This is a genomic window from Lacticaseibacillus styriensis (assembly GCF_030770295.1).
Classification (GTDB): Bacteria; Bacillota; Bacilli; order Lactobacillales; family Lactobacillaceae; genus Lacticaseibacillus; species Lacticaseibacillus casei.
Genome location: NZ_CP132483.1, coordinates 199,690 through 219,194 on the forward strand (window position 1 = coordinate 199,690; position 19,505 = coordinate 219,194).

The following is a 19,505-nucleotide window of genomic DNA, read 5'->3' on the forward strand; positions in this document are numbered from 1 at the left end:
AGATGATGAGCGTTAAGTTGGAGGGAATGTGCATGACGAAAAAAACAAGCAAATGGCTTTTAGTTTCTGTATTGACCGCTTTATTGACGACATTGATTGCATTTGGGACTGGTCCAACCAACGTGACGGCAGCAGCTGGGCGCACGTTGGTGTATGGATCAACGGCTGATCCTAAGGGGTTATCACCGTTGTCCACGGCAGATACAGTTTCATCAAACGTCATTCAGCAAGTCTATGAAACACTTTTTCGACAAGATGCCAAGACGTTAAAAGCTAAACCGTGGTTAGCGAAGTCTTATGAGCGTAAAAGTGCCACTGACTGGATTATTCATTTACGCACAGGGATTAAATTTCAAGATGGTACGCCATTTAATGCTGCCGCAGTGAAGTACACGTTTGACCAAATGAAAGATCCTAAACGTGCCGCCCCGCGCGCCTCGTTACTCGAGCCGATTGCGTCGACAACTGTCGTTAATGACAGCACTGTTGAAATTAAGACCAAATATCCGTATGGTCCATTTTTGGCGATGCTAAGCCATCCCAATGCTTCGATTGTCAGTCCAACTGCTGATAAAAAAGGAAAGCTGAATACACATCCGGTTGGCACTGGACCATTCAAGTTTAAGAGCTGGACAACCGGCGATAGTGTTAAGTTAGTACGCAATACAGATTATTGGGGCAAAAAGCCGAAGTTGGCTGGCGTAACGTTTAAAACCGTTCCAGATTATGCCACTGCAGTTTCGATGTTACAAACTGGCAAAATTCAGTTACTGGACAATGTGACATCAGATTACTTATCGCGAATCAAGTCACTGACAAATGTAAAGCTGACAAACAAAGTCGGAACGCCAATGCGATATTTTGGCTTTAATATGCAGTCTAATCCAGGTAAGAATAAGAAGTTCCGACAAGCTGCCGCTTATGCAATTAACGCCAAAACATATGTCGCCCAGTTAAACGGTTTAGGAACCTATAATCCTAGCCTGATTGGGCCTGAGCTATTTGGCTATAACAAGAACGACAAGAAAGTTGCGACAACCTATAACCTGAAAAAGGCGAAGGAACTGGTTAAGGCAAACGGCTTTAACAAGAAAACTTATACCATTCTAGTTGGTAACCAACCTGCATATGTGCAAATGGCGCAAGTCGTTCAACAGCAACTGGCAAAAGCCGGCATCAAAGTCAAAATTGAAAAACAAGAGTGGGCAACCTATCTGACAACGCTAGCATCAGGAAAGTTTGAGATGACCTTCTCCGGATGGGCGAACAGCACAGGCGATGCAAGCGAACTGTTTTATCCTAACCTTGATTCAAAGAATATCGGCAGTTCTAATTACATGAAGTACAGCAACAAACAATTTGACGCCGAAGTTGAGAAATCACGAGAGACTTTAAATACTTCTGAACGTAAAAAGGCTTTGAGCGCTGCGAATAAGATCGCCATGAAAGACTTACCGTGGATCGTAATGGATCACAATTCCGTTGCAGTTGCGCAAGCTAAGGATCTCAAAGGCGTGACTGTCTTACCAACAGGCATGTGGTACTTGGGCGGAGCTTACTTCAATTAGTCTAAAGTCCGTTAAGCTGAATATGTCTATCTTAGAGAAACCAGTTGGAGGGTGACAGTCATGGTGGAACCAGTCTTAGCAGTTCAAAACCTGAATGTTGATTTTGAAACAGACCAAGGTACTAAACAAATTTTACACGACATCAGTTTAGCCGTTCATCCACATGAGACGGTTTGCCTCGTTGGTGAATCCGGTTCTGGGAAGAGTGTTACCTCGTTTTCGGTGATGGGTCTTCTGCCACAAAACGGACATGTTGCCAGTGGCTCGATTCGTTTTGAAAAGCAGGATCTGCTGAAGCTAGGCGACAAGGCCATGCGACGACTTCGCGGAGATCAACTATCGATGATTTTTCAAGAACCAATGACGGCGTTAAATCCGGTGTTACGCATTGGCAAACAGCTGACGGATGTCATTAAAGCCCACCAAGCAGTAGATCGTAAAACTGCTTTTGATCAGGCGTTGGCATTGTTGAAGCAAGTTGAGATGCCTGAGCCTGCCAAAAAATTGCAGATGTATCCGCATGAGTTAAGCGGCGGACAACGACAACGAGTGATGATTGCCATGGCCATTGCTTGCAAGCCGCAGTTGTTGATTGCTGATGAGCCGACAACTGCCTTAGATGTTACGATTCAGGCGCAAATTCTTGAGCTGATTAATAAATTAAAAGATCAAGAAGAGATGGGTGTTCTTTTCATTACCCATGACATGGGCGTGGTGGCACAAATCGCCGATTATGTGGTTGTCATGAAGCAAGGGCGAATTGTTGAGCGAGGCACTGCACAAACAATTTTTGAACATCCGCAAAATGCCTATACTAAAAAATTGCTTGCCGCGGTTCCTGATGTTGACGCTCCCCACATCGCGCAACATTCACAGGTAACCGACAAACAGCCATTGTTGGCCGTTCAACATCTGACGAAAGTGTATCAGGATAAGAAACAGCTATTTCGAAAACGTGCTGCCGGACTAAAAGCGGTTAATGACGTCAGCTTTCATATTTACCCCGGTGAAACATTAGGATTAGTAGGCGAGTCTGGCTCAGGAAAGTCGACGTTGGGCAGAACAATTTTAGGATTGGAGCAGAAGACTGCTGGCAAGATGGTTTATGCAGGCAAGGAATTGCCACCATTCAATCATCGTCAAGCCGCATTAATCGCCAAGATGCAAATGATTTTTCAGGATCCGTTTGGCTCACTGGATCCACGTCAAAAAATTGGGGATGCGATTGAAGAAGTGATGGCTATCCATCACCAAATGAATGCGCAAGCACGCCACCATCGGATGTTGCAACTTTTACAAGCGGTTGACCTTGATGAGGCCAGTGCGAATCGGTATCCATCCGAATTTTCCGGTGGTCAGCGGCAACGGATCGGCATTGCCCGGGCATTGGCGCTTGATCCGAGTTTGGTTGTCTGTGACGAAGCGGTATCAGCATTAGATGTTTCAATTCAGGCGCAGGTGCTAGACTTACTAAAGCAGTTACAAGAGAAGCTGAAGCTAACCTATCTTTTCATTACGCACGACTTGGGTGTTGTTCGGGAAATTAGTGATCGCATTTTGGTTATGTACTTAGGCACCATTGTCGAAACTGGAACAACTGAGCAGATTTTTACGAACCCAGTGCATCCTTACACAAAACGTTTACTAGCAGCAATCCCCCGGCCAAATCCGGAATCAGCGGTTGCAGCCCGTCAACGAAATGAGCGGATCTTGGCAGAACATATTCCGCGGCCCACAAGCACAGAGTTGCATGAGGTTGAACCACAGCATTTGGTAGTTAATTTTTGAGTTATATGAATATACAAAAGCCCCGTCATCAAATGCTGAATTTGATGACGGGGCTTTTCATGCGACCAACTTAAACTTACTTACCGTTCGGTTTGTGTTCCATGTAATCCTTCAGCGTGGCGACGACGGAAGAATCCGGCATCTCACGCATAGATTTGATGTTGTGAATATGTTCCACTGATACATGGCTGTTAAGCGCCATCTCCGTGTCCGTTAGATGATTTTTGCGCTGGAAGTCGATGATTTCCCGTGAAAATGCACTGATTTGATCTTTTTCAGCCAAAACGATTCCTCCTCGTGAGCCTTTACTAACAGTATAACGATTTTTGTCAAGGTGCGCACGTATGACATTCAATCGTAACTTTGTCATGATTCATTAGCGAAAATGTCAGGTTACAAAGACGGAGTGCAGGATGATATTCGAAAAATAGTCAGGGGGTGAACTTAAAGATTGCAAGAGCGAACAAATGTTTGTATAATGAAGATGTACTAAAAGAAAGTGTCAGAACCGCCAACATCCCGATGGTAAAACAGTTGATTTGGCGGCGTTTGGACAAGACTGCCAGTCGCCCGATGTTGTAAGTATTGCCTTGATTTGAAAGGTAAGGTGAGCTTATGGAACACTATGCTTACTTGCAAGACCTAGCCGCTAGTCAAAGTGACCGTGATTTGCGGGTGCGGATTTGGGACAATAAGAATATCATCATTCGGCGAAACCAAAGCCAGCATCAAGGCTTGGCAACCCAAGTCTGGGATGCCTGGTTGCGTCAAGAATTGCGGCGCTTCAACGGATTTGAGCCGATTATCGAAGTGGATGATTTTTCGGGTCATCAAGAAATCAAGTTTTTTAAAGAAAACGAACTTGCCGATGCTGTTCATTTCATCCTTCAAGGTGAAGGCACCGTTGAAACGGCCAGTTGAATGAGTTGCGGAGTCGCAGTGTGAGTGATACTGCGACTTTTTGAGTGGTCACAGCCAAACATCGCATCTCATCAGTCATGTAAGCTTTTACAACCTCGAAGTTATCAGTATACTGAACTTAATGAGGTGAGGACGATGAAGGCGATCATTTTATACGCATCAATCACAGGCAATGCCAAAGGAATGGCGCGGGTTGAGCAACAGTTTTTTGAACATTACGGTTGGGATGTCACGCTTGGCGAAATGATTCAGACGGATCCAAGTAAGATTAAAGACTATGATGTGTTGGTTTTGGCGACATATACCTGGACCGGCGGCGTGATTCCGGAAGAGACACAGGATTTCTATGAGGATTTGAGCAAGCTGGACTTTTCTGCGAAGCCGCTGGTTTTTGGCGTGCTTGGCACCGGCGATCCTTATTACGGCAAGGATTACAATACAGCTCCGGAGTTATTTGAAGCGGTTTTGAGAGCGAGCGGAGCGGTTCAGGGCGCGGAGCCGGTCAAAATTGCGTTGAACGTTAAACAGGAAGAAATGCCTCAGTTTGCGGCGTTTACGCAGAGTCTGATCAAGCAAGCAGAAGCGCTTCAAAGTGAGAAGTAACCTGAGGTAGCGTGGTATACTGAAGTCACAAAGAGTTTGCCGGCGCAGAAGTCTGCATGTAAGGACCTTAGGCGCAATGGCCAAGATCGGGCCATCACGCCTAAGGCCACTTACACTCCGACTTCTAAACGCGCCAGTTCACGCTCACATTAACGCGCTCACTGGCGCAGAAGCTTGCGTGTAAGGACCTTGGTCGCGATGGCCTAAGCCCGTGCCATCACGCCCAAGGCCACTTACACTCCAGCTTCTAACCGCGCCAGTTCACGCTCACCAGAAAGTGAGGGGATCTTGATGAGTGAGGAAATTGTTTTCTTCAATCCCGGCGATGCAGTTGCCAATGATTATGACTTTGCTGCTGCCCGGCGTAGTGCGCAAATTTACAAGGCCCAACACGTCGTTGACGAGGGATTGGTTGTTGCAAAAGATAAAGATGGCAAGTACTCGGTTTTCTATGAAGCCGCTGGCACACCTGATTCAAAGGCCAAAGGTGATTATAAGAATGTCGGAAAGTACACGATCTTGGCTCACCTATGACTAAGAACACTTGGTATCGTGTTGCATTGGTGGCGATTGCCATTGTTCTCATTGGCGTTATCTATTTTTTCATGCAGCAGCATCAAATTGCGAATCCTTTTTTAGTTGGCGGCCTTGGCTTAACCTTGGGCGTTGTTCTCGCGCTGCTTTTAGCCAGCTTTTGGCAGCCACATGATTCGCAGAAACACTAGCTTATTGAAACCATGATTTTTGTACAAAACAAAACGCCAAATGACCTGAAGCCGGTATTGCGGCAGAGAAGGTAGTTTGGCGTTTTTGATTGGGTTATAGTAGCTGCTTAGCCATTTACAACGTATTGCGGCTGTTTACCGTTTAAAACAGCTAGCGTATTGTCGGTGACAATTTTGGCCATGGCGTCACGTGCCTCAACGGTTGCATTGCCGATATGCGGCGTGAGCACAACGTTGTCCAGTGCCTTGAGTCCTGAGCTGACATGCGGTTCAGCCTCGTAAACATCTAGGGCAGCGCCGGCCAGACGATGGTCGGTTAGCTGCTTGAGTAGGGCGGATTCATCAATTAAGGGACCGCGTGCTGCGTTAATGAGGTAGGCAGTCGGCTTCATCGTCGCCAGCGCGTGGGCGTCGAGCAAATGGTGTGTGGCCGGCACCAGTGGCAAATGAAGGGTGACGATGTCGCTTTGCTGCAATAAAGTTGCCCGATCGGTAAACGTTGCTCCCAGTGCCTGTTCGGCTTCAGGTGTCAGTTGATGATGTTGCGTGTAGAGAATTTTGGCATTAAATGCATGCACGCGCTTGGCAACGGCTTGCCCGATCTGCCCCATGCCGATGATGCCGACGGTTTTGCCGGCAAGTTCATGGCCTAAGAAGAACGTCGGCGCCCAGCCGGAAAAGCCGGGACCGCGCATTAACCGATCGCCTTCTGTGACCCGATGCAAAACTGCCAGTATCAAGGCTAGTGTCACCTCGGCTGTTGATGTGGTTGAAACTTTTGGCGTGTTTGTCACGAGTACACCCTGCGCTTTGGCGGCGGTGACGTCGATGTTATTGAAGCCGGCGCCGTAGTTTGCGATGAGCTTCAAATGGGGCGCCTTCGCTAGTGTTGCTGCTGTGACTGGCGTTGAAAGTGCTGTAATGAGAACTTCGGTGTTAGCTAAATGACTTTGGAGCTCATCTTCAGTAATGAGTCCTTTACCGTTGTACGCGTCAAAATCCACTCCGGCTTTTTGCAGTGCCGCGTTGGCGGATTTAGGCAAAGCTGCTGAAACATAAACCTGTGGCATTAATATTTGCCTCCCTTAGGTCAAACCGAACCTACGACAAAATCCATTCATTACTTACCCTTAGTGTAATACAGGTTCCGCCAAATGAATAAAATCGCGCCCATCTTTTCCAACCGTCGCTGGCGGGTTGGAATACCTGAAAGGTTAAAAAAGAAGCAAGAACTGACGTGCACGATCAATTTGTGTTACACTGACGTTGGTAACAAAAAGTAAGCAAAGGGGATTGATCGTTGATGGCAACTTTGACGCAAGATATGAAAGACATGATCGGTGCACAGCTTAACTACTTGGCAACCGCCGATGAGAACGGAAATCCGCAAGTCGGCCCAAAAGGCACCATGCGAGTTTTGGATGATCATCACTTGATTTACAACGAAGAAACCGGTAAACAAGCGTGGCACAATTTGCAGTACTCCAAAAAGGCTGCCGTTGCCTCAGTTGATTACAAGGCTTTGAAGGGCTTTCGGTTTGAAGGCACCGTTGAATTTCATAATGATGACAAGATCTTTGAAGATGCGCAGGCGTTTGCCAAGGAACGTCACTTGCCAGCAGCCATCAGTGCTGTTGTTATCAATGTTGATCGAATTTACAAGCTGGATGCCGGTCCGAATGCCGGCGATTTGATCGAAGGCTAATCGCGAACCGAATCCGTAAATGGCATTTGGATAAGTTGATGGTTTTTCGATTAATCCGTTAATCTTTTTAATTAACGGATTCATAAACCCGTCGTTGTGTAAACCGCATAACGGCGGGTTTTCTTGTGCCTTCAATTAAATACTAATTGTTATTATTAGCATATTTATTGCGAATGATAAGTTCGGTTCGTTAAGCTTAAGATAGTCAGAAAGTTGTTAGTCATAACGCGTTCGCCGGCGCAGGAGTCTGCATGTAAGGACCTTGGTCGCAATGGCCTAAGCCCGGGCCATCACGCCCAAGGCCACTTACACTCCGACTCCTAACCGCGCCGGCTCGCGCTCAAAAAGAAAGGATGATTACCATGATGCATTTAATCTGGACACTGATTATCGGTGCTGTGATCGGTTGCATTGGGCAGCTCATCGTTGGTCGGGACATGCCGCTTGGTTGGCTCGGGAATATTATCGGCGGGCTGATCGGTGCGTGGCTCGGCACGGCTTTACTCGGTAACTGGGGGCCGTCACTGGCTGGCATGGCGTTGATTCCGGCAATTATCGGCGCAGTCATTGTTGTTTTCCTCGTTTCCTTGCTGTTGGGATCGACCCGGCGCAAGGCGTAGGAGGCCGTAAAAGATGAAACCGATAACGAAAGGACTATTCGGCCTCGTTGCCGTTTGCGGATTGCTACAGAGTGTGGGCTTTGGGTTGTTGCTTTGGCCCAATCGCGAATTTACCCGGTTCTATCTGCAGCAAGCCGTGTGGTTACGGCCGCTCATGATCGGTTTAACGGGATTGGTGCTGTTGGTCTTTCTGATCATGCTGCTAGTTGCTATTTTCCGGCGGTCAACGGCTAATGCATTGATTTTGGCAGGGGATGATGGTGATTTGACCCTTGATAAAAGTGCCATTGAAAACACGGTGGCAAAAGCGATCGTGGCCCGGCATTTTACCAAATCAGTGGACGTGGACGTCAGTATTCGGAAGAAGCAAGTGGCCCGCATGCGGATCGCAGCCTTTTCCGGAAACGGCAAGGAGCTGAAACAGGAAGCCAAGCAGATTGAAGAAACTGCGCGCCAGAAGTTGCAGGAATGTCTCGGCATTCCTGTCAAGCATGTGCGGGTGCAACTGCTTCCAGCAACGAAAGTGAAGGCCAAAACTGCTCGGGTCATTTGATGTCGCGGATGGATGAAGGCTGATTGCCAGTCAAACCGGGTGCGTCCCAGAGCACCGTTGGCAGCAGTGTTCATCAGCTACGAAAGGGTGATAACAGCATGCAGCAAGGAACAATTGGAGCTGTGATTGGCGTCATTCTTGCCTTTGCCTGGATGCGCTTCGGGTTTATGGGCATGATGCTTGTCGTGATTTTTGGCGGATTAGGCTGGCTCATTGAGCGCTATCTCGTCCCTAACTGGGGCAACCTCATGAGCTGGCTAACGTCTGGCAAAGATGCATTTAGTAAAGGAAAGTAGGTGAGTCGATGGATGCAGTAGCATCACCAAAAACCGCACCGGCACCAAAAGCGAATCAGCACGAAACACTGATAGCCAATAGTCGGGTGACTTTTGAAGATAAGGTCATCGAGAAAATTGCCGCCATTTGTGCCCAGAATGTCGATGGCATTCTGGGGATGGACGGCTCCATGATGGACAATCTGACGGAGACTTTTTCCAGCGGTGAAAACCTAACCAAGGGGATCTCGGCGGAAGTCGGTGAAAAGCAGGTTGCGATCGATATGGATGTTTTCCTGGAATTCGATAGCAATGCCCAGGCCATTTTCAAGCAACTGTGCGACAAGATCAGCGCGCAAATCGAGCGCATGACCGGTCTGCAGCTAGTTGAATTGAATATGCACGTTAAAGATGTATTGACGAAACGCGAATGGCAAAAACGTTAAGTTACGAAAAGACCTCAAAAAAAGGAGCGATTAAAATGGACAACAAGAAACAAAGCGGCATCAATAAGGAATTGAAATTCGACGACGCGGTGATTGCTAAAATCGTGGGGATCACCTGCAATGAAGTCGAAGGCGTTTACTCGCTTGAAGGCGGCATGATGGCGAACATCACCGACATGTTCAGCAAAGATGAAGATCCGACCAAAGGCGTTAACGTTGATTTGAGTGATGATCAGGATGTTTCCGTCTCACTTGACGCCACGGTTCGCTACGGTGAAAACGTACCGGAAATTTTCAACAAAGTCACCATGGCGATTGCCAAAAACGTCCGCCAAATGACCGGTTTGAACGTGACTGAAGTTAAAATGACGGTCAAGGATATGCTGACAAGAGAAGAAATTGCCCGCAATGAGGCAAAGGATAAAGACAAGGACAAAGATAAGGAAATGCAACCGGCCTAAGAGCGTGAACTGGCGCGTTTCAATACAAAAGGGATAACCCCAGCCAACGGGGCTATCCCTTTTTAGATACTCTCATTGCGTCCGTTCAACGGTGCAACAGTCAGAAGATTGTCTTCCATAAAATAGTATCCGTTATAAATAGTTGCACACTTTAATTAATTGACCTTCCTGCCAATAACCTTTAAACTTTTCACCATTATCAATAAGGGGGAACAGCATTTGGAATATTTGAAATTACTCGGCATTGTTATCATCGTTGTCGGCTTTGCTTTGAAGTGGGATACGACAGCGGTTGTGGTGCTGGCGGCTATTGTCACGGCTGTCTTCTCCGGCATGAGTATCCCGGACTTATTGACGACATTGGGCCAGAGTTTCGTTGATAATCGCATGGTGTCGCTTTTCTTCTTGACGCTGCCGATGATCGGCCTGGTTGAAAGCCATGGCTTAAAAGAGGTAGCAGTGACTGGCATTCAGAAACTAAAGAAGCTCACACCCAGTCGTATTTTGAATCTTTACTTAGTGATCCGTGAATTAGGCGGTGTTTTTGGGATTTCATTGTCCGGCCAGGTGCAGTTTGTTCGGCCATTGATTACGCCAATGGTCACCGCGGCGGCTGAATCCAAACGCAAATTGACGGATAAGGAAATTGATCTCATCAAAGCGCGGTCGGCCGCGACAGATAATTTCGGTAACTTTTTTGCCCAAAATCTGTTTGTGGCAACAGCCGGGGTTTTATTGATCGCCAGTACGATGAAGGGCCTCAAGCATCCGGTTGAACCGATGCAGGTCGTGTTGGCATCCATTCCGGTTGCGATCATCACATTAGTCGTTGTGGCTATTTATAATCGCTGGTTTGATCGGCAGTTTGAGACTGACCCACGGGCCGATAAAGGAGGCAAACGCTGATGGTGAACACGTTGCTTCTAGTGCTTTATGCCTTGATTGGCGTCGTGATGGCACTAGCCGGAATTGAATCTTTTCGTGCAAAAGATAATCCGGCCCGTATCGGTACCGGCCTGTTTTGGCTCATTCTGGCGGTTATTTTCGCCTTTGGCACGTTATTGCCGGCGATGGTTGTGGGTATTTTGGTTGTGGTGATCGGCGTACTTGCGCTGTTCAAGCAGATTCAAATCGGAAAAATCAAACCGGTTGACGGTGCACATGCAGCCCAGGCAGCTAAGCGGCTCGGCGGTTGGGTCTTTGTCCCGAGTGTCGTGCTGGCAGTCGTTTCGATCGCCGTTGCCCAGTTCACCAAGCTCGGCGGTCAGGTCGGCATCGGGATTGGCGCAGCAGCTTCCCTAGTTGTCGCGATCATCATGACCAAAGCTTCCGGGAAAATGGTTTATAATGATACGCAGCGGATGGTTCGCTCAGTTGGTGCTGCCGGCATTTTACCGCAATTATTGGCCACTTTAGGCGCGGTTTTCACTGCAGCCGGGGTTGGCTCGCTGACGGCTAAGTTGATTGCCGGTCTATTTCCGGCTGGTAGCCATCTGGGTGGGGTCATCTTATACTGTGTGGCGATGGCGCTGTTCACGATTATTATGGGTAACGCGTTTGCAGCCTTCGCGGTGATTACCGCCGCGATCGGAATTCCATTTGTCATTGCTCAAGGTGCCAATCCGGCGATTGTTGCGGCGATTGGCATGACGTCGGGGTATTGTGGGACCTTGCTGACACCGATGGCGGCCAACTTTAATAGTCTGCCGGTTGCGTTGCTGGAAATGGACGATCCATTGGGCGTCATCAAGCAACAGGCACCGATTGCCGTGTTGTTATTGGTCATTCAAATCGGTTTGATGTACTTCTTGGCATTTTAGAAAGGATATTAATATGAAGATTCTTGTAACGGGTTTTGACCCTTTTGGCGATGATAAAATTAATCCGGCGATTGAGGCGGTTAAACGCTTGCCGGACGAAATCAGCGGCGCAACGATTGTGAAGCTGGAAATTCCGACTAAGTTTAACGTGTCTGCGGATGTGGTGCATGATGCGATTGTTAAAGAAAAGCCGGATTATGTGCTCAGTATTGGCCAGGCTGGCGGTCGCTTTGAATTGACGCCGGAACGGGTGGCCATTAACCTGGATGACGGCCGGATTAAAGACAACGCTGGTTATCAGCCGTTGAACCATACGATTCACGAAGATGGCCAGACTGCTTATTTTACCCAGTTACCGATTAAGGCGATGGCAAAGGCCATTCGTGAAGATGGCGTTCCTGCTTCAGTGTCTAACACTGCGGGAACTTATGTTTGCAACCACATTTTTTATCAGGTTCAATACATGCGCGACAAGGAGTTCCCGACCATCAAAGCCGGCTTTATGCACATTCCATTTTTACCGGAGCAAGTCGTGGCGCGGCCAGAAACGCCAGCGTTGTCGCTTGATGACGATGTGAAGGGCATTACAGCTGCGATTCAAGCCATTGTTGAACGCGATGGTAAGGGTGATTTGGAAACGGTTGAGGGCAAGACTCACTGAGGGTGAAGCGTCTTCCACGCTGGTGAGTGAGTTATCAAAGATGCAAGATAGGTGCTCATGCGAAAGTGTCAAATTTTTTCTGTCTGCTTTTTATCCTGTACCATGGGGATCTTACCGGTGATTAAGAATCATTTTGACAATCTCTGACGACAGTTCGATAATGAAGTGGTAACTAAACTCAGAGGCGAAAAAAATGGAATTAGACGGCAAAGAAATCAAGGAAAACGAACAACTGACCGATGCACAGTTGACTGACTTGCACCAGCAATATCAGGATTTGTGGGACAAATTAAAAAAAGATAACTATCGAACCGAGCATCAGTTCATGGAAGTCTTATATGAAGAACCCGATAACGTTCAGAACTATGAAGCGGCGTTTTTCACGTATCAAATCCGCAAAGATACCGGTGACAATCAGTTCGATCAGTTGAATATCATTTTAAACAATAAACCGACTTTTCATGATCAGCCTGATGAATTCGTATTTGAGATTAGTGATTATCCGGATATGGATGCGATTTATAAGGCGATCGAAGAAAAGGCCCAGCCTTGGATTAAGGCTCACAAGCGCTAGCATTTTGGCTAACCTTGTGGCTTAAACGGCAATGCGGTTAAAGAACCGATCAGGATTTACAATGACCGATCTTTAACCGCATTCTTTTTGATGCCGAAGTGTCTGATGATCCAAGCACTTCTCTTTTGTCCCAGTTTTGTGATAAGCTGTTGCCAATCAAACCAAACGGAGGCACTTGATTCATGGCGGATACAATCAAAATCGCTTACTTGTACGAAGATCTCATGAATACCTATGGCGACAGCGGCGATGTCAAAATTTTGCGCTATTTGTTGAATCAACAAGGCTACCAGGTGCAGGTCGATAACATCAGCCTCGGCGACGACTTCAATGCCGACGACTATGACTTCATCTTCTTCGGCGGCGGTCAGGATTATGAACAAACCGTGGTCGCTAAGGATCTGCTTCGGTACGCCCAAACTTTAGGCCGGTATATCGAAAACGGCAAACCCATGCTGGCGATCTGTGGCGGCTATCAATTGCTCGGTGATTATTATAAAACCAGCGAAGGTACCGTCATCAAAGGCCTCGGCATTTTGCCGCTGCATACGGTGTTCAAACCGGACAGTCGCATGATTGGTGACACCAAGTACCAAACTGAATTCGGAACCGTCAAAGCGTTTGAAAACCATAGCGGCCGAACCTATTTTGATGACAAGAAAAAGCTTAAGCCTCTTGGAAAGATGATTGAAGGGTATGGCAACAATCCTGAAGACGGGGTTGAAGGCATGCGCTACAAGAATACCATCGGCAGCTATTCCCATGGTCCCATTCTCAAAAACCAGAACATCGCCAAAGCCATTGCCAAAATGATCGTGCAAAATCACAAAGACCGCATCGGACAGCCTGCGCACTAACACTGCGACTGACGCTGAGCGATTCGGCCTTGATCGCTTTTAAATTTTAGCCGTATCAATAAAACGGAAAGCTGCCTCACGCCCGAGCCCGAAATGACGCGTGCCTGAACAGCAGCTTTCCGTTATTTGTTTGCCTGCGCCCGCACCTGATCGGCATCACCCGTAAACAGGAACAACGGGCCATCTGCCTGTGCCGGATAACTATCCGCCAAGTCACCAAGATCCACGACATCAAAGCCGATTTTTTCAATCAAATTCGTTACGGTTTGCTTGGCAGCGGCGTCATCCCCGGCAATCGGAATCGCAATCCGGTCGCTTGACTGATTCGGCTTAGCCAGACTGCGGATCTTCGTCATGGCGATGGTATTGAATGCTTTCACCACTTTCTTGGTACCGAAGTGCTGTGCTACCAGCTCCGATGAAGTGGTGTGATGCTCGGTCAATGCCGGGCGCTCGCCATCACGGCTGGGAAAATAGTTAGTCGCATCAATCACAACCGCATCGGCTTTTACCTTTGTCGGCAACTCGTCTAAGGCGTTGAACGGCACTGCCAACACGACAATATCCTGACCAGCCGCCTCAGCGACCGTGCCTGCCTCGACCGTTGACCGCATCTCGGCAATAATCGGCGCCAACGAAGCCACACCATGGCGATGGGACAAAATCACCTTTTCACCAACATGACTGAAAAGCTGGCCAAGCGCGCGGCCTACATTACCTGATCCAATAATCCCGATACTCACGCAACCACCCTCCTTGTATAGGTTCATTGAGTGAAAACTGACTTCCACTATTATTATATCGCCTATGGGGAAGAAACGGAAAAGACAGGGTTATTCTGGTATGTTTTAATCATGCTTGGTGCACGTTTTCTTTGTCGCAAAGTGAGTAGATTCAGGTGCGCATGAGAACCGAACATTTTGGCTTGATAAAATAATTTTGAAATATAAACCGCAACCAATATAGCGTAAAGGATTGTGGTCGCATGTTGCGATTACCTGTTTGGTAACTACTATCAGATATATCAGACGCAAAAAACCACTTCATTTCGAGAAGCGGTTTAAAAAGACTTTCCTTTGTAAAATGTTATTTTTGCTGTTTGCTAGTTCCAACTAAAATGACATTAATACAAAGAAAAGCCAGTGGAATTAACCATACCGAGTTGTTCAATGAGCCAAGAATAACAAAGACTAAGCACGCAACAATAATTATTGTTACTTCAAAAAGGCGGATAGAGTTTTGGACTATGCGTCTGTTAAAGTGATTTTCAAAGCTGGAATTCCCATAAATGAGCAGAAAAGAACTGATTAGAAAAAAAGAGGGTACTGATAATAGGCTTCCAGCAAAGAAGAGGATATATCCCATATTTATTGCTAATGCGATTTTAGTCATATCATATGGTTCGGATTTTATAAGCCAGATTCCTATGCCTAATATTGAAAAATACATGTATTTTTTCACAGCTTTTTTATTAAGCAAGGATACGCATCCCCCTTAAAAATGAACTTGTTCTTAGAATTTTTTCTGATCAAAAACAGAGTATGCTTGTGTGTATTTATTTATGTCAACAACAACGCCAGCGCCAGTATTGTTGTAGGTAATTGAACTGGCCAGCCCCCCAGCATACCATGAAGTGAAAGCGGAACTTCCTGCAAAAGCAGCGCCCATAGCTGCACCGACAGGCCCAGCAGCAAGAGCAAGTGCGCCTCCAATGCCAGGCCCAAAGTAGCCAAAATCTCTTGCAGCATTGTTAAGTTGTTGTGCCACTGCCTTACTTTTCCATGTATCGTAGAAACTTCTACGGTAGTTCCAACCTTCAGCAGTTCCATTGTAATTGTAATATCTGCCGCGTTTTGTGCGTCTTGGGAGTCGTGTTGAATTGATGTCGTTAATAGCAACAGTCAAGAAGTTTTTTGCAGAGAAATTAGAGCCAGTTTCTTTGTTTAACGTTGCAAAGTCGAATTTCTCTACAATTTTCTCAATAGTGTTGAAATCATATACATACTTTCCGTTTAAAACATCCAGCTGATTTGTAATCTCATCCTGCATAGCCAAGAAATCACGCTGGATTTCTGTTCTTGCAACGATTGTCTTTCCAGCTTCTGGCGTGTTTTGAACAGTGGTTGATTCAACTACTTCAGCTGCTTGGACAGGTACCACTGATTCAATTAGTGGCGTAGTAACTAGAGCTGAAACGATTGCTAAGGTTGTCAGACGTATAGCATTGGACATTAACGTTCCTCCTTCAAAATGAGCTCGACTAGTGACAATATAGAAAGCGGTTTCTATATCGATAAAGATATCGTAAATTAATCATTGTGTCAATAAAAACTTGTAATAATGATAACGAACGTTTTTTACATGTATTATTAACGACTAGTTATAAGCAAAATGATGTTTAAAATTAAAAGTATAAATCGGATTAATAAAAACTTTGAGGGCCGTTAAATAGGTGGAGCAATGTCAGTCACTGCTTGCAAATAAGGAACAAAAGTATCAACAAACACCAATGCTGCGGGTATTGACTGGAAATGTATGGGCAAAACATTGCCACCAAAAAGACGATGATTGGCACTGTAGCTATGAAATCAAAAATGATGGGATTCTGATCACAAAAAATTCTTTTACCGACTACGATAGCAAATGGTCGCAAAAAGCGCTTATTGAAATGATCTTCTGACACGTCATCATCGCCGTGTCAAAAGTGAAAGAGAACGCATAGAATATGAAAAAGGCCAACGTCCTAAATTGACGTTGGCCAGAATGGGAATGCTTATTCTCAATGATTCATAGAATTAAAGTTTCCTCGAATCTTCCCTTTTTAAATTTTCGCCTTTTTAGCAGGTTGGGCACATAAATGCGACAACCTTTGTTTGATCCTTTCAAGTGATGCGCATTACGATATGCAACAAGCTGAATCGTAACGCGCTAATCGTGAGAATGTTCGAAACTAAGACCTTTTTACGATTCCCGACCATGATGCTAATTGATAATAAAGATCATGTTAGGTGACCTGATCCTTTACATCATCAATCGGAATTTTAGCAACGTCAAGGCCATCAAGTACCTTGAGGCAGTTGGAGGTCTTTAAATGCATGATAAAAAGTCTAGCATTACCGCTACCAAACCAGCCATATCAAAGGTGATGCGTGACGGTCAAGACATGCTGGGTATGCGCCCAGGCTTTTTGATTAGGAAAAGTGAGCAAGCCGCCGATTTGAACAATTAAATAAGTGAGCGAGAACCAGAAAAAGGCGAGGACGGCTTTTGGCGTGATCAGCCACTTCGAGCCTTCCCAATTAGCGTCATATAAGAATCCGGCAATCATGGGGATGAATCCCTCTAGCAAAATCAGCCAGTTGATCATCGTTATCGGTACGAAATAACTGTGATCGACATCAATGAGCCAGATTGGATGCAGACCAAGACTTGGCATCAAAAGACTGATGACCCACGCGATTCCAAAAAAAGACGCGAGCAGATATTGAAAGTTTTGGCGCATGGAAAAGAGATAGCTAAGTTGATCCAAGTCACGCAAGTCGCCGGTTTTCAAAAAGTGATGCAATAACGGCACCAAATTGTGAAAGGCAGTATACCAATGCCCGCGGCTCCAACGGAAACGTTGGGTCATACTGGCGCGCAAATGATCCGGCTTTTCATCATAAATGCGGGCAAAATGGTTCCAGCCCACCGTGCCGCCGCTTTCTACAATGCGAATTTCCATTTCAAGATCTTCGGTTAAGCTGTGCGATTGAAAACCATGGTTGGCTTCCAGCCACTGACGCTCAACAACAAAGCCGGTTCCACCGATGCTGTTGTCCAAACCCAGCCGATATTTACTGAGCTGAAAGAAGCGATTCATGGTCCAGTAACTCATCGCGTAACCCAATGTCAGCAGCGTATTGTCATTTTTGCTATCAAGATAGGCTTGAATGGCAGTAAAGTGCTTTGCCTGATATTGGCTGTCCAATTCCCGTAAAAGGTTAGGATCGGTGAAGTTGTCGGCATCCAGCACCATTACCAAGTCGTATTGTTGCAGGGTGCCCGAATCGGTCAGTTCATCGCGTGCGTATTGGAGGCCAGCCGGTTTGCCGACGCCGACCCGCTGATAGCGCTGGCGCGACGTGTCGACCACCTGAACGCCTTGAGCCGCAGCAAGCGCCGTTGTTTGGTCAGTGGACTGATCGCTGACAACCACAATGTGATACGCCGCTTTCGGATAGTCGAGTTGATGAAGGTGCTCCAAAGTGGCCGTGATAACGGCCGCTTCATTGTGTGCCGGAATGAGAATCAGAAATCGGCTCTTAGGCGCTACCAATGGATAATCCCGCCGTGCCTTGCCCCAGCCAAATAGCATCATAAACACATAATACATCGTCAGCAAAAGAACCCAGGTGCTGCTACTAATCACAATCAAGAAAATCACGAAGCCGAAGTGATGAATAAACGGTAAAAAAGAATGACTGATACTGAACAGAATGAGGATAGGGCCACCAATGACAATCAATAGGAACAAAACGAGGGCCCACGAATCCAACTTAGAAAAATGCTTAAACATACTGACTACCCCCTTCGCGCTTTTCGGATGAGCGTGAACTGGCGCGGTTAGGAGTCGGAGTATAAGCGGCCTTGGTCGCGATGGTCGGGTTTTGCCCATTGCGACCGACCAAGGTCCTTGTACGCAGACTCCTGCGCCGGTGAACGCGTTATGGTGAGCGCATTTTTCGGTGCCCCTTTTTGTACCGATCACGCGCGGCTCCAATCCATTCGTACACTTAGAAAATCTCGCGTAGCATCGCCCTATTCAGGCAGACTTAGAGCGGACAATTTTCTCCCCCTTGTGTTGACGAACTTACCGAAAAAAGTGAAACGACTAAACCAAAAAGACAGACTGATGACGCAAAGCCCCTCTTTTTGGATGGTCTTAGATTAGCACGAAAACCTGATTGTAGAATTAGTTATGCTTGTGAACTAGTACACCATATCGACAAGTTGATTTGTGGTAAAATGAAGCGCTTGAAAATTGCGGCGACCGTGCGTACTTCATGGCTAAGCACAAGGCGACTCAACGAGATTTTTGACCCGTTTTTACGCCAAGAATACGGTTGAGCACACGGCACTTTTACGTTACACTTGACGAGTACGTGAAACCTTGTTTGTTCCACAAAATCAATTAAAAAAACGGAGGCAGACATGGATCCAACAGCTTTTGTCCACGCTCTGGCTGATCACGGCATCGTCTTGGATGACCGCCAGCAGGATCAGTTCGCGGCTTATTACCAATATCTGATCAGCGAGAATGAGAAAATGAATCTGACGGGCATCACAGCTGAAGGGGACGTCTACCTCAAGCACTTCTATGACTCATTGACCTTAGGCTTGGTGCTGCCTGAATTACAGAGCCAGCCGTTATCGCTTTGTGATGTCGGTGCCGGTGCGGGATTTCCGTCAATTCCGCTTAAAATTGCGTTCCCGCAGTTAAAAATCACGATTGTCGACTCCTTGCAAAAACGGATTGGCTTCTTAGAACGGTTAACGACGCGCCTGGAGCTGACAGATGTTCAGTTATTCCATGATCGCGCCGAGACTTTTGGTGCTAAAAAATCATCGCATCGCGGCCAGTTTGACCTGGTGACGGCGCGGGCAGTTGCGGCGCTCAATGTTTTAGCTGAACTGTGCCTGCCACTGGTGAAGCCACAAGGGCGATTTGTGGCCATGAAGGCTGCCGCAACCGCAGAGGAACTCATCGCCGCCAAGCCGGCAATCGGTTTGCTGGGCGGCAAGTTAGTTCAGGATGCGGCGCTAACCTTACCGGAAACCGGGGACACTCGGCATTTGCTGGTGATCGAAAAAGTGAAGGCAACACCAAATAAATACCCTCGTAAGCCGGGAGTGCCAAATAAACAACCATTGGGAGGTGCATAACGC

At 46.8% G+C, this 19,505-nt stretch carries 24 protein-coding genes; 18 read left to right on the forward strand and 6 right to left on the reverse strand.

From position 1 onward, the window contains the following. Window positions 1-32 precede the first annotated feature (32 nt). Window positions 33-1,568 (forward strand): ABC transporter substrate-binding protein, encoded by a 1,536-nt coding sequence (locus LACSTY_RS00905; protein ID WP_087911354.1) that lies wholly within the window; start codon window positions 33-35, stop codon window positions 1,566-1,568. Window positions 1,569-1,628: 60 nt separating this feature from the next. After that, window positions 1,629-3,356, forward strand: a complete 1,728-nt coding sequence (locus LACSTY_RS00910; RefSeq protein ID WP_087911355.1) for an ABC transporter ATP-binding protein — start codon at window positions 1,629-1,631, stop codon at window positions 3,354-3,356. Between the two features lie 76 nt (window positions 3,357-3,432). Here the strand turns inward: LACSTY_RS00910 and LACSTY_RS00915 are convergent, their stop codons facing one another. Next, a complete protein-coding gene (locus LACSTY_RS00915) occupies window positions 3,433-3,639 on the reverse strand; it encodes an LBP_cg2779 family protein (RefSeq protein WP_010489894.1) in 207 nt (68 codons plus the stop codon). Between the two features lie 332 nt (window positions 3,640-3,971). Between LACSTY_RS00915 and LACSTY_RS00920 the strand changes: the two genes are divergently transcribed. From LACSTY_RS00920 to LACSTY_RS00935, 4 genes are all read left to right on the forward strand, one after another. Continuing rightward, a complete protein-coding gene (locus LACSTY_RS00920) occupies window positions 3,972-4,277 on the forward strand; it encodes a hypothetical protein (protein WP_025013495.1) in 306 nt (101 codons plus the stop codon). Window positions 4,278-4,412: 135 nt separating this feature from the next. Continuing rightward, window positions 4,413-4,880: a flavodoxin domain-containing protein gene (locus LACSTY_RS00925; RefSeq protein ID WP_025013494.1), complete on the forward strand. Its 468-nt coding sequence runs from the start codon at window positions 4,413-4,415 to the stop codon at window positions 4,878-4,880. A gap of 291 nt (window positions 4,881-5,171) precedes the next feature. Then, window positions 5,172-5,414, forward strand: a complete 243-nt coding sequence (locus LACSTY_RS00930; RefSeq protein ID WP_010489886.1) for a hypothetical protein — start codon at window positions 5,172-5,174, stop codon at window positions 5,412-5,414. Further along, complete coding sequence (locus tag LACSTY_RS00935) at window positions 5,411-5,605, forward strand: hypothetical protein (protein WP_087911357.1); 195 nt, start codon at window positions 5,411-5,413, stop codon at window positions 5,603-5,605. The genes LACSTY_RS00930 and LACSTY_RS00935 overlap by 4 nt, the downstream gene beginning before the upstream one ends. A gap of 107 nt (window positions 5,606-5,712) precedes the next feature. Here the strand turns inward: LACSTY_RS00935 and LACSTY_RS00940 are convergent, their stop codons facing one another. Continuing rightward, window positions 5,713-6,675, reverse strand: a complete 963-nt coding sequence (locus LACSTY_RS00940; RefSeq protein WP_087911358.1) for a 2-hydroxyacid dehydrogenase family protein — start codon at window positions 6,673-6,675, stop codon at window positions 5,713-5,715. 233 nt (window positions 6,676-6,908) lie between these two features. Here LACSTY_RS00940 and LACSTY_RS00945 point away from each other — a divergent pair, with 233 nt between their 5' ends. From LACSTY_RS00945 to LACSTY_RS00995, 11 genes are all read left to right on the forward strand, one after another. Then, window positions 6,909-7,310 carry a pyridoxamine 5'-phosphate oxidase family protein gene (locus LACSTY_RS00945; RefSeq protein ID WP_010489882.1) on the forward strand — a complete coding sequence of 134 codons (402 nt, stop codon included), beginning with the start codon at window positions 6,909-6,911 and terminating at the stop codon, window positions 7,308-7,310. Window positions 7,311-7,672: 362 nt separating this feature from the next. Continuing rightward, a complete protein-coding gene (locus tag LACSTY_RS00950; protein WP_025013491.1) occupies window positions 7,673-7,930 on the forward strand; it encodes a GlsB/YeaQ/YmgE family stress response membrane protein in 258 nt (85 codons plus the stop codon). A gap of 13 nt (window positions 7,931-7,943) precedes the next feature. Continuing rightward, window positions 7,944-8,483: an alkaline shock response membrane anchor protein AmaP gene (gene amaP / locus LACSTY_RS00955; protein ID WP_087911359.1), complete on the forward strand. Its 540-nt coding sequence runs from the start codon at window positions 7,944-7,946 to the stop codon at window positions 8,481-8,483. Window positions 8,484-8,581: 98 nt separating this feature from the next. Beyond that, a complete protein-coding gene (locus LACSTY_RS00960) occupies window positions 8,582-8,779 on the forward strand; it encodes a hypothetical protein (RefSeq protein ID WP_010489875.1) in 198 nt (65 codons plus the stop codon). Window positions 8,780-8,787: 8 nt separating this feature from the next. Next, on the forward strand, window positions 8,788-9,204 hold the full coding sequence (locus tag LACSTY_RS00965) for an Asp23/Gls24 family envelope stress response protein (protein ID WP_087911360.1): 417 nt from the start codon (window positions 8,788-8,790) through the stop codon (window positions 9,202-9,204). 35 nt (window positions 9,205-9,239) lie between these two features. Next, on the forward strand, window positions 9,240-9,665 hold the full coding sequence (locus tag LACSTY_RS00970; protein ID WP_025013488.1) for an Asp23/Gls24 family envelope stress response protein: 426 nt from the start codon (window positions 9,240-9,242) through the stop codon (window positions 9,663-9,665). Between the two features lie 219 nt (window positions 9,666-9,884). Next, window positions 9,885-10,571, forward strand: coding sequence for a DUF969 domain-containing protein (locus LACSTY_RS00975; RefSeq protein WP_087911361.1), 687 nt, complete (start codon window positions 9,885-9,887; stop codon window positions 10,569-10,571). Next, window positions 10,571-11,485, forward strand: a complete 915-nt coding sequence (locus tag LACSTY_RS00980) for a DUF979 domain-containing protein (protein WP_049170097.1) — start codon at window positions 10,571-10,573, stop codon at window positions 11,483-11,485. The genes LACSTY_RS00975 and LACSTY_RS00980 overlap by 1 nt, the downstream gene beginning before the upstream one ends. Window positions 11,486-11,498: 13 nt before the next feature. Beyond that, complete coding sequence (gene pcp / locus LACSTY_RS00985; protein ID WP_151466769.1) at window positions 11,499-12,146, forward strand: pyroglutamyl-peptidase I; 648 nt, start codon at window positions 11,499-11,501, stop codon at window positions 12,144-12,146. Window positions 12,147-12,339: 193 nt separating this feature from the next. Then, complete coding sequence (locus LACSTY_RS00990) at window positions 12,340-12,720, forward strand: hypothetical protein (RefSeq protein ID WP_087911363.1); 381 nt, start codon at window positions 12,340-12,342, stop codon at window positions 12,718-12,720. Window positions 12,721-12,902: 182 nt separating this feature from the next. After that, on the forward strand, window positions 12,903-13,577 hold the full coding sequence (locus LACSTY_RS00995; protein WP_049170103.1) for a type 1 glutamine amidotransferase: 675 nt from the start codon (window positions 12,903-12,905) through the stop codon (window positions 13,575-13,577). Between the two features lie 122 nt (window positions 13,578-13,699). Here the strand turns inward: LACSTY_RS00995 and LACSTY_RS01000 are convergent, their stop codons facing one another. The 4 genes from LACSTY_RS01000 to LACSTY_RS01015 all read right to left on the reverse strand — a co-directional run bounded on the left by LACSTY_RS01000 (window position 13,700) and on the right by LACSTY_RS01015 (window position 18,135). Beyond that, window positions 13,700-14,320, reverse strand: a complete 621-nt coding sequence (locus tag LACSTY_RS01000; RefSeq protein WP_087911364.1) for an NADPH-dependent F420 reductase — start codon at window positions 14,318-14,320, stop codon at window positions 13,700-13,702. 343 nt (window positions 14,321-14,663) lie between these two features. Next, entirely contained in the window at window positions 14,664-15,056 is a 393-nt protein-coding gene (locus LACSTY_RS01005; RefSeq protein WP_087911365.1) for a hypothetical protein, read from the reverse strand. 33 nt (window positions 15,057-15,089) lie between these two features. Beyond that, window positions 15,090-15,809 carry a hypothetical protein gene (locus LACSTY_RS01010; protein WP_049170107.1) on the reverse strand — a complete coding sequence of 240 codons (720 nt, stop codon included), beginning with the start codon at window positions 15,807-15,809 and terminating at the stop codon, window positions 15,090-15,092. A 904-nt stretch (window positions 15,810-16,713) separates the two neighbouring features. Next, a complete protein-coding gene (locus LACSTY_RS01015; RefSeq protein ID WP_161492234.1) occupies window positions 16,714-18,135 on the reverse strand; it encodes a glycosyltransferase family 2 protein in 1,422 nt (473 codons plus the stop codon). Between the two features lie 635 nt (window positions 18,136-18,770). Between LACSTY_RS01015 and rsmG the strand changes: the two genes are divergently transcribed. Continuing rightward, window positions 18,771-19,502 (forward strand): 16S rRNA (guanine(527)-N(7))-methyltransferase RsmG, encoded by a 732-nt coding sequence (gene rsmG, locus LACSTY_RS01020; protein WP_087911368.1) that lies wholly within the window; start codon window positions 18,771-18,773, stop codon window positions 19,500-19,502. Window positions 19,503-19,505 lie beyond the last annotated feature (3 nt).

Bases quoted from the DNA above. Each gene is read 5' to 3' on its own strand.
- LACSTY_RS00910 (WP_087911355.1), top strand. From the start codon at position 1,629: ATGGTGGAACCAGTCTTAGCAGTTCAAAACCTGAATGTTGATTTTGAA.
- LACSTY_RS00940 (WP_087911358.1), bottom strand. From the start codon at position 6,675: ATGCCACAGGTTTATGTTTCAGCAGCTTTGCCTAAATCCGCCAACGCG.
- LACSTY_RS00960 (WP_010489875.1), top strand. From the start codon at position 8,582: ATGCAGCAAGGAACAATTGGAGCTGTGATTGGCGTCATTCTTGCCTTT.
- LACSTY_RS00930 (WP_010489886.1), top strand. From the start codon at position 5,172: ATGAGTGAGGAAATTGTTTTCTTCAATCCCGGCGATGCAGTTGCCAAT.
- LACSTY_RS00965 (WP_087911360.1), top strand. From the start codon at position 8,788: ATGGATGCAGTAGCATCACCAAAAACCGCACCGGCACCAAAAGCGAAT.
- LACSTY_RS01015 (WP_161492234.1), bottom strand. From the start codon at position 18,135: ATGTTTAAGCATTTTTCTAAGTTGGATTCGTGGGCCCTCGTTTTGTTC.
- LACSTY_RS01010 (WP_049170107.1), bottom strand. From the start codon at position 15,809: ATGTCCAATGCTATACGTCTGACAACCTTAGCAATCGTTTCAGCTCTA.
- LACSTY_RS00970 (WP_025013488.1), top strand. From the start codon at position 9,240: ATGGACAACAAGAAACAAAGCGGCATCAATAAGGAATTGAAATTCGAC.
- LACSTY_RS00990 (WP_087911363.1), top strand. From the start codon at position 12,340: ATGGAATTAGACGGCAAAGAAATCAAGGAAAACGAACAACTGACCGAT.
- amaP (WP_087911359.1), top strand. From the start codon at position 7,944: ATGAAACCGATAACGAAAGGACTATTCGGCCTCGTTGCCGTTTGCGGA.
- LACSTY_RS00935 (WP_087911357.1), top strand. From the start codon at position 5,411: ATGACTAAGAACACTTGGTATCGTGTTGCATTGGTGGCGATTGCCATT.
- LACSTY_RS00925 (WP_025013494.1), top strand. From the start codon at position 4,413: ATGAAGGCGATCATTTTATACGCATCAATCACAGGCAATGCCAAAGGA.
- LACSTY_RS00905 (WP_087911354.1), top strand. From the start codon at position 33: ATGACGAAAAAAACAAGCAAATGGCTTTTAGTTTCTGTATTGACCGCT.
- pcp (WP_151466769.1), top strand. From the start codon at position 11,499: ATGAAGATTCTTGTAACGGGTTTTGACCCTTTTGGCGATGATAAAATT.
- LACSTY_RS00920 (WP_025013495.1), top strand. From the start codon at position 3,972: ATGGAACACTATGCTTACTTGCAAGACCTAGCCGCTAGTCAAAGTGAC.
- LACSTY_RS00945 (WP_010489882.1), top strand. From the start codon at position 6,909: ATGGCAACTTTGACGCAAGATATGAAAGACATGATCGGTGCACAGCTT.
- rsmG (WP_087911368.1), top strand. From the start codon at position 18,771: ATGGATCCAACAGCTTTTGTCCACGCTCTGGCTGATCACGGCATCGTC.
- LACSTY_RS00980 (WP_049170097.1), top strand. From the start codon at position 10,571: ATGGTGAACACGTTGCTTCTAGTGCTTTATGCCTTGATTGGCGTCGTG.
- LACSTY_RS00995 (WP_049170103.1), top strand. From the start codon at position 12,903: ATGGCGGATACAATCAAAATCGCTTACTTGTACGAAGATCTCATGAAT.
- LACSTY_RS00950 (WP_025013491.1), top strand. From the start codon at position 7,673: ATGATGCATTTAATCTGGACACTGATTATCGGTGCTGTGATCGGTTGC.